Origin of the sequence: Vibrio jasicida CAIM 1864 = LMG 25398, assembly GCF_000400365.1 — a bacterium.
Taxonomy (GTDB): domain Bacteria; phylum Pseudomonadota; class Gammaproteobacteria; order Enterobacterales; family Vibrionaceae; genus Vibrio; species Vibrio jasicida.
The window spans coordinates 1-15180 of record NZ_BAOG01000140.1 but is presented as its reverse complement, the minus strand read 5'-3'; the positions used below and the strand labels follow the sequence as shown (position 1 = coordinate 15180).

Sequence of the window (15180 nt, the reverse complement as noted above, 5' to 3'; positions counted from 1 at the left end):
TTTATGTCCGTAAACTATATGCAAAATAATCAGATAACTAGGTCTTGCCCTTGCAATAAAGAGAATTCACTCGTCCCTGAAGGTACAAACACGCACACACGTAAGTTTTCTTTTCTCGCTTTAGTCAACATATCAGAAAGTTCGGTGGCACTTCTAAAAGGTTCACGTTCAGCATCCCTTCTTACCAACTCCATGACGTCCACTTCGCACATCGTCGAATACAAGGCAAGTTCGGCTTGCTGCATGTAACGGACTGCTTTGATAGGCAGCATTTCGACATCTTGCCCAACTTGAATCCAGGTACAGCTTCCCTCCTCGTCCAAAGGTTTTGCCATGGTTTGTTGATAAATGATTTCCAATTCGCGATTATCGCGAGCGTTCTCTACTTCTGGATGAGAGAAATAACTTTCCCAAAATTTCCTGCGTAAGTCGACGCTCGGTAGTGCCTCTTTAATCGAATTGCGTTTGGAGTTAGCGAACTCCGCCATCAATCCCATATTTTGCGGAAGAATAGCTTCAAGCTTTTCACGAATATTTCGAATCAAAACAGGAGACGCGCCACCACTTGAAATGGCAATTTGAATGCGGCCACGATTAATCATTGAAGGCGTAATAAAATCACAGTACGGCTTGTCATCAACAACGTTAACTAATATGCCAAGCTCTTTAGCGTCTTTGTAAACCTGATGGTTTAACTCTGGATTATCCGTGGTTGCCCAAACTTGAATGAACGATTTCGTGACAATGTCACTAGAATAAAAACGTTGAATCCATCGCACTTGTTGCTCTTGCGCAAGCTTATCAAGAAAGTAGACAAGGCTTGGGGAGACAATCGTAACGTCCGCGCCAGCTTTAAGTAGGGCTTCTACTTTACGGCTTGCTACTTCACCACCGCCTACAACCAGCACGGGTTTATCTACTAAATCTAAGAACAGAGGAAAATATCGCATTTCAATCCATGATTACTTCAAATAACTGTCGAAATTCATGCTACCAAAAACAGGGCAACCTGTTCACCTAGTTTCGATGTCACAAATAATTTTTGTTCAAATTTTCGGCTTACTCAGCCCGCCTCTACTAATGATACTTTTAATAACAAATTATTATCCTTTTGTTTTTGACACTCTTTTAGTGATTGTTCTGATGCACTAATTTGACAACCAGTTGCACTATTTACAAACATTTAACATTTCGCCATTCTAAATCGCAAGGTTCTTTGTAAGTTCTCTCCAAAACTCTTTTTAAATTATATATTTGAGAATTAGCAGATCCTTACCTACGCTTATAACTGGTTGATTTGTCGATTACCGTTTCATTGAAAATCAACCAGATAGGACGATAACACAAATAAATTGGACACGTTGTATCAGGTCGCTCCTGATTAAACATGGATCATACAGGAAGGATACAAATGGCAAATAAACTCACAGTTCTTGCTTCCGTCGTAGCGGCTTCTACTGCCATGATGACGACATCAGCGCAAGCAGCAGACACGACTCTGGACAAAGTCACAAAACAAGGTTTTATCACTTGTGGCGTAAGTACCGGTCTACCTGGTTTCTCAAACCCTAACTCTAAAGGTGAATGGGAAGGTATCGACGTAGAATATTGCCAAGCACTGGCCGCAGCCGTTCTTGGGGATAAAACGAAAGTTAAATATGTACCCCTAACCGCGAAAGAACGTTTCACAGCTTTACAATCGGGTGAAATCGATGTGCTTTCACGTAACACCACCTGGACACTTCATCGCGACACTGCTCTTGGTTTGAACTTCGTAGGCGTTAACTACTACGATGGTCAAGGCTTTATGGTGAAGAAAGATCTAGGTATCTCTAGTGCAAAAGAACTTGATGGCGCTTCTGTATGTGTGCAATCAGGTACAACCACAGAGCTTAACCTAGCTGATTACTTCCGTAACCAAGGTATGGCTTACAAGCCAGTGGTATTTGATACCGCCGCGCAAACCTCTAAAGGTTTTGATGCTGGTCGATGTGATGTTCTTACTACTGACCAATCTGGCCTTTATGCCCTTCGCTTAAACCTTAAAGACCCTTCTTCAGCAACCGTACTTCCAGAAATCATTTCAAAAGAACCACTAGGTCCTGTTGTTCGTCAAGGTGATGATCAATGGTTCAACATCGCTAAATGGACGCTATTTGCAATGGTGAATGCGGAAGAATATGGCATCAGTTCTAAGAACGCCGATGAAATGTTGAAATCTAAAGATCCAAACATCAAACGCATTCTTGGTGTTGACGGCCCTAAAGGTAAAGGTCTAGGTATCCGTGACGATTGGGGTTACCAAGTTATCAAGCAAGTCGGTAACTATGGTGAGAGCTTTGAGCGTACGGTAGGTACTGGTTCGCCTCTTAAGATTTCTCGCGGCGTAAATGCGCTGTGGAATGCAGGCGGCTTTATGTACGCACCACCTATCCGATAGAAACGAGTTAAATAAGGGCGGTGCATGCCGCCCTTTTTCTTGGCTGAATCTATTCTATATAAGGGTTTGAGGTTATCGCTGTATGAAACCGACGAATAATGCATCGCAAAGTACGATGTCCAAACCAAGCGGAAGCAAGAGTCTGATTTATAACCCAGCTTTTCGCTCTGCTATTTTCCAGATCATTGCCATCGCCGCACTGGTATTTTTCTTTTACACAATCATCAACAATGCACTAACCAATCTCGACGCTCGTGGTATCGCCACCGGCTTTGGTTTCCTTAATCAAGAAGCGGGCTTTGGTATTGGACTCACACTCATCGAATATGACGAAACGTTCTCTTATGGGCGTACGTTTGTCATTGGCTTACTTAATACTGCACTCGTGTCTGTGTTGGGTATTATCCTCGCAACCGTCATAGGTTTCGTTATGGGGATTGCACGCCTTTCTTCTAACTGGCTGGTCAGTCGTTTGGCGGCTGTTTACATTGAAACGTTCCGAAATATCCCTCTACTTTTACAGATCTTTTTTTGGTATTTCGCGGTTCTACAAGCCCTTCCATCTCCAAGACAAAGCTTAAGTCTTGGCGAATCCGTTTTCCTGAATGTGCGCGGTCTTTACTTCCCCTCACCGGTAATTGAAGCTGGCGGTGGTCTTGTGGTTGCAGCACTCATCATAGGTGTCATTGCAAGTTTCTTAATCAATCGTTGGGCTAAAAACAAACAGCGATTAACAGGCCAACAAACACCAATGGGACGAATTGTGTTCGGTCTAGTGATTGGTCTGCCTTTGGTGGTTTACTTTGTAACAGGCATGCCGATCTCTTTGGAGTACCCAGAATTAAAAGGCTTCAACTTCCGCGGTGGTATCAGCATTATTCCGGAGCTCGCAGCCCTTCTGTTAGCGCTAAGTGTTTACACTGCATCGTTTATTGCTGAGATTGTTCGATCTGGTATTAATGCAGTGAATCATGGTCAGACCGAAGCCGCTATGTCGCTGGGCTTACCAAGAGCAAAAACATTGAAACTGGTGGTGATTCCGCAAGCATTGCGAATCATTATCCCTCCTCTAACAAGCCAATACTTGAACTTGACGAAGAACTCTTCGTTGGCAATGGCAATCGGCTACCCAGACCTTGTTTCGGTCTTTGCCGGTACAACGCTGAACCAGACTGGACAAGCGATCGAAATCATCGCAATGACGATGGGTGTATACCTAACATTGAGCTTGATAACGTCGGCGTTGATGAACTTGTACAACCGAAAAGTAGCGCTGGTGGAGAGATAATATGAGCACACATCAATTTCAGCCTGATCTCCCACCTCCGTCCAATACCGTCGGTATTGTGGGATGGCTGCGCAAAAACCTATTCAATGGTCCAGTTAACTCGGTTGTTACCATCATCCTTGCCTACATCGTGTTTTCTGCACTTTGGAACATTGCGGATTGGGCATTCATTAATGCCGATTGGGTTGGCACAACGAGAGATGACTGTTCCCGTGAAGGCGCATGTTGGGTATTTATCAGTGTACGCTGGGAACAGTTTATGTACGGTTTCTATCCAGAAGCTGAACTGTGGCGGCCACGTCTGTTCTACATTACCTTGGCGATATTCACAGTACTCCTTGCTTACGAAAAGACTCCAAAACGTATTTGGATTTGGTTGTTCTTTGTGAACATTTATCCGTTCATTATCGCAGCATTGTTGTATGGCGGGGTATTTGGCTTAGAAGTGGTTGAAACACACAAATGGGGTGGCTTGCTGGTTACTCTGATCATCGCCTTAGTCGGTATCGTTGTCTCCTTACCTATTGGTGTGGCGTTAGCGTTAGGCCGTCGTTCCGATATGCCGATCATCCGCAGTATTTGTACTATCTATATTGAGGTATGGCGTGGGGTACCTTTAATTACAGTACTCTTCATGGCGTCCGTCATGCTCCCGCTCTTTCTTGCCCAAGGCTCAGAAACAGACAAGCTCATCCGCGCCCTAATTGGTGTTGTGATGTTTAGTGCCGCTTATATGGCAGAAGTGGTTCGTGGTGGCTTACAAGCCATTCCAAAGGGCCAGTACGAAGCCGCCGATGCGTTGGGTTTAAGCTATTGGAAAAAGATGGGGCTGATCATCTTGCCTCAAGCTCTTAAAATTACTATCCCTTCTATCGTGAACACCTTTATTGGTTTGTTCAAAGACACCAGCCTTGTGCTTATTATCGGTATGTTTGATGTACTGGGTATAGGACAAGCAGCGAACACTGACCCTGAATGGTTAGGCTTCGCTACAGAAAGTTATGTATTTGTCGCGTTAGTGTTTTGGGTATTCTGTTTTGGCATGTCACGCTACTCGATATGGCTCGAAAATAGACTTCATACCGGTCACAAACGATAACTCATCAAGATCAAGGACGTATTATGACGCAACAACAAGACTATATGATCCAGCTGAAGGACATGAATAAGTGGTATGGTGAGTTTCACGTACTAAAGAACATCAACCTCGATGTAAAGAAAGGCGAAAAGATTGTTATCTGTGGTCCTTCTGGCTCTGGCAAATCGACCATGATTCGTTGTATCAACCGCTTGGAAGAACATCAAGCAGGCAACATCTATGTGTCAGGCACCGAATTAACCGAAGACCTAAAGAACATCGAAGCCGTTCGTCGCGAAGTCGGCATGTGTTTCCAACACTTTAATCTTTTCCCTCACCTAACGGTCCTCGAGAACTGTACACTTGCCCCAATTTGGGTGAAGAAGATGCCAAAGGAAGAAGCGGAAGCCATCGCGATGCAGTACCTAGAGCGTGTTAAGATCCCAGATCAAGCAGATAAGTATCCAGGTCAGCTTTCAGGAGGTCAACAACAACGTGTAGCGATTGCACGCTCTCTTTGCATGAGCCCAAAGGTAATGTTGTTTGATGAACCGACATCAGCGCTCGATCCAGAAATGGTACGCGAGGTTCTTGATGTAATGGTTGAACTGGCTGAAGAAGGCATGACCATGCTTTGTGTAACACACGAAATGGGCTTCGCGAAAGAAGTTGCGGATCGAGTTATCTTCATGGATGCAGGTGAAATTATCGAAGAGAATAACCCTGTCGACTTCTTCGAGAATCCGCAATCGGATCGAACCCAGAACTTCCTCGCGCAAATTCTTCATCATTAATTAGTCGCAAAAAACGCTAAAAAAGTGAAGCGTCGATTCGAAAAAATCGGCGCTTTTTGTTTGCCTCAGGTCGATGTTACTAAAATCCAGTTGATTCAATACGTTGTAAATTTGTTCGATTTTACAAAAAAGTTCGTGAGGTAACCTTCATCCCTTTGATTGCCAAGCCCTTCCTAACTATGCAAGGCAGTAATATTGTGTTACAAGTTGCCACATACATAACACACTATTTCTATTATTATTTTGTTCTAGAGATAGACGTGTCGGGCTTGATTTTTTGAACTTTCGGGCCCATATATGTCTATATATCAAAGATAAGACGGTCCCTTATAGAGGAAGATTATGAACAGTCCTATGTTTTCACGCACTACTACTCAAGAGAGTGCTCTACAAACCAACAAAGTATTGCGTAATACATATGCACTACTTTCAATGACTTTACTATGGTCAGCACTGGTTGCTGGCGTTTCAATGGCGTTTAACTTGCCACGTCCGGGCATTATCCTGATGTTGGTTGGTTTCTACGGCTTACTATTCTTGACTGAAAAGAACCGTAACAACAGCATGGGTTTGGTATTCACATTCCTATTTACTGGTTTCTTGGGTTACACCATCGGTCCAATTCTAAACATGTACATCGGTGCTGGTATGGGCGATGTGGTTCTTACTGCACTTGGCGGTACCGCACTGTCATTCATGGCAGCTTCTGCTTACGCTCTAACGACCAAACGCGACCTATCTATGATGGGTGGCCTGATGTTGTCTCTATTCGTTGTTCTAGTAGTGGGCATGATTGCGAGCATCTTCATCCAATCAACTATCCTGCACCTAGCAATGAGCAGCTTGTTTATTGTTTTCTCTACCATGGCTATTTTGATGACTACGCAAGGCATCATCCGTGGCGGTGAAACAAACTACATCTCTGCAACGATTACGCTATACGTTTCAATCTACAATATCTTCATCAGCCTACTAAGCATTCTAGGCATCATGAACGACGACTAATTCGTTAGATTGAATCCAAGACTCAAAAGCCCGAAGTTATACTTCGGGCTTTTTCTTTTCACTTTTTAGCAGTGTCTATTCTGGTTCATAGATGGGCGCATCGTAGTCATACCCTTCATCGCTGTATGCCGTAACCATCGCGTCTTCAACTAATCCTGTCTCGGCTTTCACTTGAGTTTCAAAGAAATGTTGAATCTGCTTTCTTCGCCCATGCGCTGCCCAAGATTCTGCATCTTCCCAAATTTCATTAAACACAATCGGATAGTCATTTTTCATCGCACTGGGGTGATCAATTTGCCGAGTGAGCATATATTGGATGCATCCCTCTTCTCGATAGGAGTCTGGCTCTAGTGCTTTGAGTACTTCAAATAACTCGGCTTCTTTTCCTTCTTTTGGTTTAAATTGAGCTAAAACATAGACACGGCTTGTCATTCGATTTCCTTCATTGTTGAGTAGTGCTATCAAAAAGGTAAACGAACAATGAAAAAGTTCACGTTCAGTAACGATAAAGTGCGATACACATCGCCAGCAATAGCTGAATAAAACAAAAGGCAGTGAAATAACGATAACTCTGCTCTATTCCCACTAATAAAACAGAGACATTATTCCAAATTCAGCATAAAAATGCAGATACCAAAATACTCACCCCGATAATTTTCCAACAACGTGAATAAACTTACATTTTTGTGAATAATGAAAAAGTAGTTAGGCTCAACGCCTTTACCTTTACGTGAGCTCTCGATTGTGTAAATTTACTTCGCTCAGAAGCTTTCATAGATTCTTTTGTTGAGTCTAAGCTTCGCTCTACGCTACCCTATACACACCAGTGTTTACTTAGCGGATACAAAGCGATGTTCGTATACAACGGCAAAGAAATAGAAACCGATTCTCAAGGTTACTTACTTGATCACACCCAGTGGGAAGAAGGTATGATTGCGCTTCTAGCAAAAGATGAAGAAATCGAACTTACCGAAGCTCACTTAGAAGTAGTTCACTTCGTGCGTAATTTTTATGAAGAATTCAATACATCACCAGCAGTTCGAATGCTTGTGAAGGCAATGGAAAAAGCGCACGGCCCAGAAAAAGGTAACAGTAAGTACCTATTCAAATTATTTAAAAAAGGCCCTGCAAAACAAGCGACAAAATTGGCAGGATTGCCAAAACCAGCGAAATGCTTGTAGTACTCTAGTTTGCAAAAACACGACTAAAAAGATCACTGCTTATAAAACTATAAGATCTTAAATCCGCGGAAAGGTTTGTAAGATACACTCTCTTGGGTAACGCTATCTACTGTTGCCGTCCGCGGTCCATCCTCCAACCACGCCGAAAACGCTGCGATTTGCGCCTCTGTACCACAAGCGATTACCTCAACATCACCATTGTTCAAATTCTTTGCATACCCTGTTAAACCTAACTTCAAACCTTGATGTGACGTGTGGTATCGAAATCCTACCCCTTGAACATGCCCTACTATCAGAAACTTCTCACACTTTAGTACCATCCGTATACCGCTCCCTATATTTGAGTGATATATTATTTGCGTCTATTTACCCCACTAAGGATAGTGGGTTTTTATATGGTTATAATAATTATGAAAGAAATTCCCTTCCGTTGGATTGATAAGTATCTCATCCATCTAAAAATTCAAGAAAAGTTCTATTTACTCTTCTTTCTTCCTCTTCTTGCATTGGTCATTCTCACTTTAGTCTTAAACAGTGCTGCTGACTCCATGATTTCTGGTTTGTATCAGGAAGAATTAATGCTGATGAAAGGGCTAATCGAGGCTGGTAACCTTTCGCAATCTCAAGTTGCAAACCTTATTGCTGGCTCAGACACCATTACCTTTGGTACTGGTCCAGATTCCGTGTCCGTGCTGAATGGCGCATTTAGCCTTGTAGCAAACCATGAGCAGTCTTTATGGACCGCACTTTCTACAACGCAAGTCAGTATTATTCTTGTGACTCTATTCATCATCGCGATGGGTGTTTACTACATCATGACTTTCATCGGTGGTGCGATGTTTACGATGAACAAAGCGCTCAACACGCTGGCAGATGGTGATCTAACCGCGCGTATGAATTTCTTCCGTGTTCGTGATGAGTTCAGCGAAATCGCGATTACTATCGACAAAGTAGCGGATCGCGAACAAAAGATGGTTCAGTCGATTCAAGAATCCGTAGCGCTGATGCAGCAAATCAGCTCTGACCTTAACCTTTCGATTCACAACAGCTCTGAGATCTCTAATACCCAACAAGAGCACCTTAACTCACTAGCAAGTGCAACAGAGCAGATGGCTTCCACGATTCGTGAAGTAGCAACACTGGCTCATGACTCAAGTACACAAACTGATGATGCTCGCAGCGTCGCGCAATCAGGTCAGGTGAAAGTGGAAAATACCCTTCACTCTATTTCGAACCTTTCTACTGAGATCCAATCGGCATCTCAAGCGGTTGAAGAGCTAGATGCAAACGCAGCGCAGATTGATGAAGTGGTTACAACCATCAACGGTATCTCTGAGCAAACTAACCTACTCGCCTTGAACGCTGCAATTGAAGCGGCGCGTGCAGGCGAACAAGGTCGTGGCTTTGCGGTTGTTGCTGATGAAGTTCGTGCTCTTGCAGGCCGCACTCAACAAGCGACAGTAGAGATTCAAGCAATGATTGAAGCGCTACAACGTAACAGCCAATCACTGACTAAACTGATGGAAGTAACGGTTCACAATGCGAACGAAGGCCAAACTCTGATGGCTGAAGTGAACCACGAAATCGGCTCACTAGCAGACAAGAACCAAACTATCTCAGACAGCAGCATTCAAATTGCGACAGCAGCTGAGGAGCAAGGTGTCGTGGCAGACAATATCGCATCAAGCGTTGAAGAGATTCGCATACAAGCAAACAATGTATGTACGATGATCAGCACAACGTCGCAAAACGTTGAGCAGCTTCGAGCTCAAAGTGACACCATGGAGTCGCTACTGACTGGCTTAAAAGCGTAATCGCTAAAACGAATAACTAGGGTCACTTCGGTGGCCCTTTTTTGTGTCTGGAAAACCCATCCGTTACTCCACTCATCAGTTTATAATTAAAGCCTCTACAAATGATTGGATTGTCGATGGATATTGCTTTTGCGGGCAACATCCCGGACAATACGCCCCTTTCAAAATTCAACAAGAGCTAAAGAAATGACAGCTGCTATCTATTTGGTAAAAGGTCGTGAGAAATCGGTTAAGCGCAAGCACCCTTGGATCTTCTCTCGAGGCATCAGTAAAGTTGAGGGCGAACCAGCGCTCGGCGAAACCGTTGATGTATTCACTCACGACGGAAAATGGCTAGCTAAAGCAGCGTACTCACCAGAGTCTCAAATTCGTGCTCGCATCTGGAGTTTTGAAAAAGAAGAAATCAACAAAGCCTTCTTCGTTAAGCGCTTCAACAACGCTCAACTTCTTCGTGAAGACATTATCGAACGCGATGGCCTAACTGGCTACCGTCTTATCGCGGCAGAATCTGATGGTATGCCTGGGGTTACCATCGACCGTTACCAAAACTTCTTTGTGTGTCAGCTTCTAAGTGCGGGCGCAGAATACAACAAGCAAGTGATTGTTGATGCTTTGGTTGAGTGTTTCCCTGATTGCAACGTTTACGAGCGTTCAGACGTCGCGGTACGTAAGAAAGAAGGTTTGAAAGAAACCACTGGCGTACTGCACGGTGAAGAGCCACCAAAATCAGTGGTGATTGAAGAAAACGGCGTGAAAATCAGCGTAGACATCGTTGGTGGTCATAAAACGGGTTTCTACCTAGACCAACGCGACAGCCGCCAACAAGCGATGAAGTACGTGAAAGATAAAGAAGTTCTGAACTGTTTCTCTTACACTGGCGGTTTTGGTCTGTACGCACTAAAAGGCGGCGCAAAACGCGTTATCAATGCGGACGTATCACAACCAGCTCTAGACACTGCTAAGTTCAACGCAGAACTGAACGAGTTTGATATCTCTAAAAAACGCGCTGTGTTCCTAAACGCTGACGTGTTCAAACTACTACGCGAATACCGTGACCAAGGTACGAAGTTCGATGTTGTGATCATGGACCCACCGAAGTTTGCAGAAAGTAAAGCACAGCTAAACGGTGCATGTCGTGGCTACAAAGACATCAACATGTTGGCGATGCAAATTCTAAACCCAGGTGGCACACTACTGACCTACTCTTGCTCAGGCTTAATGGACCAAGTTCTGTTCCAAAAAATCATTGCTGACGCCGCAGTAGATGCAAACCGCCAAGTTAAGTTCGTAGAGCGTTTTGAGCAAGCTGCCGATCACCCAACGGATACGGCTTACCCAGAAGGTTTCTACCTAAAAGGTTTTGCGTGTAAGGTCCTATAATCGGGCTTAGTCATAGCCAACGATAAAGAATTGAAACATAGAAAAAGGGCCTGTTGGCCCTTTTTTATTATGAATCTAAATTAACTTTCGTGAGAGCCGATAAGACATCTCTTTCAAAGTCCATATTTCCGATGATCAAGTCGCTAAACTCGGAAGCTCCTTTTTCAATGACGATCGTTTGGATGGAATTACCCTCTTTGTGGGTGATTTCAAGCGATAGATCTTCGCCGTCCACATTTAGGTCGATACTATTGAGCAGCTCTTCAATGGTGTTATGCCCTGCATCTTCGACAACTTGGTTTAGATCTAGAGTATCGAGGTCTCGTTCAAAGCCACGCACCAAGTCCGTGCCGGAATCTAGTGAGTCATTAACCCATCTAAATATGTCCGCTTCGTTGTCATTACCAATTAAAATGTCATGGCTTACATCCACTTCCGCTTCGATGATGTTCGCAGTACCACCGCTCGCCGCGTTTACGCCACCATTTTCGTCAATCACAAACTGAAGTGTATTTTCAGATTGGTCACCATCGTTATCGGTCAGTACGTAATCGAAGTCTAACGGTTCTATTGTGTCGCCTACCGCTCCATAGAAGGCATATGCGCCATCATTCAAATCGACTTCCAACGAGTGCTTACTATCGATGTAGATAGTGAGCAACTTCGTGATATCGTCAAACGCATGTGAGATGTCGTTGTTGTTGTCTACAACCGTCAAGTCTGTACCGTCAAATGAATAAGTGACACCGTCATGTTCTATTTCGCTGATGTAACCGCCATCTGCACCAATACCTGTATCCGGTGATGTGGTGTACATGAGGTTACCACCAACAGGTTGAATCACAGACTGCAACATTACTGGAGGCAGCTGAGTTACGTCAGGCACGACTACACCATCAAGGTCTTGGTTCAAGAAACCATCGTAAGCAACACGGTCTAACTGATCAGGCATCAGGTTCACGCCCATGCCATAAGCCAGCGCTGTGATCTGATTATCAGAATCGGTCAAGTGATCTATCCAGCTGTTCTCACGAGCATCGTTGATGAATGATGAGGCTGGATTTGGTTGACCATCAGATAAGAAGTAGCTCACGTTTGATGCACTAGGTAATTTACCCGCATCATCCCAAGAGTCCTTCGCTTCATTAATTGCGCGATTGTAGTTAGTTGCACCGCCAGCAGTGAGTGTATCAATGTACGCTTTCGCTTCATCTACGCTTAACCATGTTGCCCCAGCAATAGCGTACGTTGTTGCCGAACCGCTGTATTTGATGATTTGAACCCGAGTCTGGCCAATCGATTCGTACTGATTTAATAACTGAGTTGCCGAGTCCTTCATTATTTGAAGGCGATTACCCGTACGCATCGAGCCTGAAACATCCATAATCAATTGAACGTTAGCGCTCTCTTTTGTTTCCGCGACCACATCATGAACAATGGATGTCGAATCAGGTGAATCATCTTCAATAACAACATTTGCTACCGCAGAGTTCGTCAAGCCAAGTGCATTCGAAACAACGACAGGAACCTCAATGTTTAAAGAGTCCTCGCCAGAAGTATCTGGGTGATCTATTGGACCAAGGAGTTCAGTAGAGATTGCCCCCGTATCACTAACCGAGATCTTAATAACCTCTTCTCCATCCGCTGAACCAACAAGCAATTGGTCGTTGTTGGCCAAGGTCCATGTGATTGCCTCACCGTTACTGGTTAGGTTCGCAGTTGGGACATTCAGTGCGACAGAGTCAACGGTTTGACCAAGTGTTAACTGATCCATATCTAACGTTGAATCTGTGGTGTCCATAAATCCATTCAACGCGAAGTCATCGGCAATAGCATTACCCAAACCCTCTTCAGAAACATTAAGCGTGACGCCTTCAACAATCTGAGGCGCATATGGATTAACCGCAAAATTCCCCGCTTTACTGTCACCATCGTTATCGGTAATCGTGTAACTGAAGTCGATATCACCATCACCACTTGGAGCGGTCAAAGGTACGTACTGGAAGAATTCCCACTTCCCGGTACTTGGCGTTAATTGAACTTCAAATGCCAACTCGCCGTTCGCTTCACCGACTAACCTGTTTGGGTTTTGAGGATCAATCGCAACACTAATAGCCATGCCATCAAGCGTTTCTAGACCACTCTCTGCACCATTAAGAACGATACTTCCTGGGCCATCAGCACCATAGAGTGCGCCTAAATTCCCCTCTGCTGTTGCAATTGGAATGGAGGAGTCAGCCCCAGTAAAGGTGATAGATTTGACGGTAAAGTCACTGTTGTCTGCGGTATTTGGCCCGTTCCCGTTGCCAGTTGCTTCAAGAATAACCTTGTCAAAACCACCCTGTTGAACACTAAAGTTAGCCGCATAGTCACCACTTGCCGCATCAGAGTTAAACGCTTGCTGTGCGATCAAAACACCATCTCGATAGAAAGACGCAAGACCTTCTTCTAGCTCCCCACCAAACATCTTCTCGAATTCGATCTCAGCCCCAAATGCAATCTTGTCGCCCAAGTCGATGACCAATTGCTCTGAGACACCAGTATCATTGGCAAAACGATAGTCCACTTCATTAGCAAGTGGATAGCCGTTATTACCGACACTTTTCACACCAATACCTGATGAAGTTTGATTAATCTCTGCGGCGCCAAGATCGGTAGACTCATTAGACAAAAATCCCAAGGCAGTCACTTCGACATCTCCGAAAGTTCGGCTTAATGCATCGGATTCATTACCAACAAAACTAATATTGCCGGTGAGAATTTCCGGGATATCTGCCAGCGACACATCTACGGCTTGAGAAGACGTTGGAACATGTGGACAATCATCCTCGACAACCACGCTCATACTTTGGGAGCTCGTGGTTTGACCATCACTCACTGAGATCTGCAAATCAAAGTCGATCAAATCTTCGACGTCATTAACTGGGTGATCGAGTGGCTCTAAGAGTGTGATGGTGTAACCCCATGTTCCTTGCCCTGCCGCATTTGGTTCTGTCAACACGACTGTTGCTACACTCGCAATACTTGCCGTCGATGCGGTGAGTGTTTGAGTATTGGCGTTCCAAGACCAAGTAACAGGTTCACCTCCAGATGCCAGTCCATTGGGGCCGGAAAGTACAACACTGACGTTCGTCGTATCAGGATCACTGACGGTGAATGAACCAACAAAACTCGCCGAGTTCGTGGAGTCTGAAGGAGTTCCCATAGTATCGGCGATACCATCAGGTAACCCTTCTTCAGAAACAATCGCATCAACCACATTACCGATGGCCGGAGGCGCGTCGTTATCTAAAATCGTACCAGTACCTTGCACTGGCGTATTTTGGGTAAAGGTTGCACCATCAAGCGTGAAGGTTTCGGAACTCTCAAAATCAGTGTCATTGATGGTGTTTACAGTAACGCTGTAGGTCGTGTCATTGGCTGGCACAGTTACATCAAATGTACCATCCGGATTCACAGCTACGACTTGGGTTGAGTTATCTGCATAAGTGATAGTCACAGAGCTGTCGGTGTAGTCCACACCACCATCTGCTGTGCCATCAGCGAGTGTCATGCTCACAACTGTATCGGTCGTACTTGGGTTACTTAACGTGACATCTAATGTGGCTGGATCACCTTCATTGACTGTCGCGCTGCTAATTGAAGCAATCACTGGACGGTCGTCATCTGGGTCAGGCCCCGGGCCGCTGCCATCATCGACAATCGTACCTGTGCCTTGCGCTGGGGTATTTTGAGTTAAGGTAGCGCCTGACAGTGTGAAGGTTTCGGGTCCTTCAAAGACATCATCATCGGTCGTATTAACGATAACACTGTAAGTGGTGTTATTAGCTGGAACAGTCACATCGAATGTACCATCCGGATTTACAGCCACCACTTGGGTTGAGTTGTCTGCATAAGTGATAGTGACCGAGGTGTCTGTGTAGTCCACGCCACCATCGGCAGTGCCATCAGCAAGTGTCATGCTCACAACTGTGTCGGTCGTACTTAGGTTACTTAACGTGACATCTAATGTGGCAGGATCACCTTCATTGACTGTTGCGTTGCTAATTGACGCGACAACTGGACGGTCGTCATCTGGCTCAGGTCCCGGGCCACTACCATCATCAACAATCGTACCCGTGCCTTGTGCTGGAGTATTTTGAGTTGAAGTGGAACCTGACAATGTGAAGGTTTCAGGGCCTTCAAAGACATCGTCATTGG

General features: G+C 44.7%; 12 protein-coding genes. 8 read left to right on the top strand and 4 right to left on the bottom strand.

Annotated elements, in window-relative coordinates; genetic code table 11:
* Positions 1 to 29: 29 nt before the first annotated feature.
* Positions 30 to 950 (bottom strand): NAD(P)-dependent oxidoreductase, encoded by a 921-nt coding sequence (locus tag VJL_RS24685; RefSeq protein WP_038881967.1) that lies wholly within the window; start codon positions 948 to 950, stop codon positions 30 to 32.
* 461 nt (positions 951 to 1411) lie between these two features.
* Here VJL_RS24685 and VJL_RS24680 point away from each other — a divergent pair, with 461 nt between their 5' ends.
* From VJL_RS24680 to VJL_RS24660, 5 genes are all read left to right on the top strand, one after another.
* Entirely contained in the window at positions 1412 to 2440 is a 1029-nt protein-coding gene (locus VJL_RS24680) for an amino acid ABC transporter substrate-binding protein (RefSeq protein ID WP_038881965.1), read from the top strand.
* A gap of 82 nt (positions 2441 to 2522) precedes the next feature.
* Positions 2523 to 3728, top strand: coding sequence for an amino acid ABC transporter permease (locus VJL_RS24675; protein ID WP_038873025.1), 1206 nt, complete (start codon positions 2523 to 2525; stop codon positions 3726 to 3728).
* Position 3729: 1 nt separating this feature from the next.
* On the top strand, positions 3730 to 4827 hold the full coding sequence (locus tag VJL_RS24670; protein WP_038881964.1) for an amino acid ABC transporter permease: 1098 nt from the start codon (positions 3730 to 3732) through the stop codon (positions 4825 to 4827).
* A 23-nt stretch (positions 4828 to 4850) separates the two neighbouring features.
* Positions 4851 to 5600, top strand: coding sequence for an amino acid ABC transporter ATP-binding protein (locus VJL_RS24665; protein WP_038873031.1), 750 nt, complete (start codon positions 4851 to 4853; stop codon positions 5598 to 5600).
* Positions 5601 to 5942: 342 nt separating this feature from the next.
* Entirely contained in the window at positions 5943 to 6605 is a 663-nt protein-coding gene (locus VJL_RS24660) for a Bax inhibitor-1/YccA family protein (protein ID WP_005446774.1), read from the top strand.
* A gap of 75 nt (positions 6606 to 6680) precedes the next feature.
* Here VJL_RS24660 and VJL_RS24655 read toward each other — a convergent pair whose 3' ends face one another.
* Positions 6681 to 7037: a putative quinol monooxygenase gene (locus tag VJL_RS24655; protein ID WP_038881963.1), complete on the bottom strand. Its 357-nt coding sequence runs from the start codon at positions 7035 to 7037 to the stop codon at positions 6681 to 6683.
* A 419-nt stretch (positions 7038 to 7456) separates the two neighbouring features.
* Here VJL_RS24655 and VJL_RS24650 point away from each other — a divergent pair, with 419 nt between their 5' ends.
* On the top strand, positions 7457 to 7786 hold the full coding sequence (locus VJL_RS24650; RefSeq protein ID WP_038873035.1) for a TusE/DsrC/DsvC family sulfur relay protein: 330 nt from the start codon (positions 7457 to 7459) through the stop codon (positions 7784 to 7786).
* 47 nt (positions 7787 to 7833) lie between these two features.
* Here VJL_RS24650 and yccX read toward each other — a convergent pair whose 3' ends face one another.
* Positions 7834 to 8106: an acylphosphatase gene (gene yccX / locus VJL_RS24645; protein ID WP_038881962.1), complete on the bottom strand. Its 273-nt coding sequence runs from the start codon at positions 8104 to 8106 to the stop codon at positions 7834 to 7836.
* A 90-nt stretch (positions 8107 to 8196) separates the two neighbouring features.
* Here yccX and VJL_RS24640 point away from each other — a divergent pair, with 90 nt between their 5' ends.
* Complete coding sequence (locus VJL_RS24640; RefSeq protein ID WP_038881961.1) at positions 8197 to 9600, top strand: methyl-accepting chemotaxis protein; 1404 nt, start codon at positions 8197 to 8199, stop codon at positions 9598 to 9600.
* A 186-nt stretch (positions 9601 to 9786) separates the two neighbouring features.
* Positions 9787 to 10980, top strand: a complete 1194-nt coding sequence (locus VJL_RS24635; RefSeq protein WP_038881960.1) for a class I SAM-dependent methyltransferase — start codon at positions 9787 to 9789, stop codon at positions 10978 to 10980.
* Between the two features lie 67 nt (positions 10981 to 11047).
* Here VJL_RS24635 and VJL_RS24630 read toward each other — a convergent pair.
* Positions 11048 to 15180 (bottom strand): Calx-beta domain-containing protein (locus VJL_RS24630; RefSeq protein WP_038881958.1); only part of this gene is annotated, 4133 nt, incomplete at its 5' end.

Bases quoted from the DNA above. Each gene is read 5' to 3' on its own strand.
- VJL_RS24670 (WP_038881964.1), top strand. From the start codon at position 3,730: ATGAGCACACATCAATTTCAGCCTGATCTCCCACCTCCGTCCAATACC.
- VJL_RS24675 (WP_038873025.1), top strand. From the start codon at position 2,523: ATGAAACCGACGAATAATGCATCGCAAAGTACGATGTCCAAACCAAGC.
- VJL_RS24660 (WP_005446774.1), top strand. From the start codon at position 5,943: ATGAACAGTCCTATGTTTTCACGCACTACTACTCAAGAGAGTGCTCTA.
- yccX (WP_038881962.1), bottom strand. From the start codon at position 8,106: ATGGTACTAAAGTGTGAGAAGTTTCTGATAGTAGGGCATGTTCAAGGG.
- VJL_RS24655 (WP_038881963.1), bottom strand. From the start codon at position 7,037: ATGACAAGCCGTGTCTATGTTTTAGCTCAATTTAAACCAAAAGAAGGA.
- VJL_RS24635 (WP_038881960.1), top strand. From the start codon at position 9,787: ATGACAGCTGCTATCTATTTGGTAAAAGGTCGTGAGAAATCGGTTAAG.
- VJL_RS24685 (WP_038881967.1), bottom strand. From the start codon at position 950: ATGCGATATTTTCCTCTGTTCTTAGATTTAGTAGATAAACCCGTGCTG.
- VJL_RS24665 (WP_038873031.1), top strand. From the start codon at position 4,851: ATGACGCAACAACAAGACTATATGATCCAGCTGAAGGACATGAATAAG.
- VJL_RS24680 (WP_038881965.1), top strand. From the start codon at position 1,412: ATGGCAAATAAACTCACAGTTCTTGCTTCCGTCGTAGCGGCTTCTACT.
- VJL_RS24640 (WP_038881961.1), top strand. From the start codon at position 8,197: ATGAAAGAAATTCCCTTCCGTTGGATTGATAAGTATCTCATCCATCTA.
- VJL_RS24650 (WP_038873035.1), top strand. From the start codon at position 7,457: ATGTTCGTATACAACGGCAAAGAAATAGAAACCGATTCTCAAGGTTAC.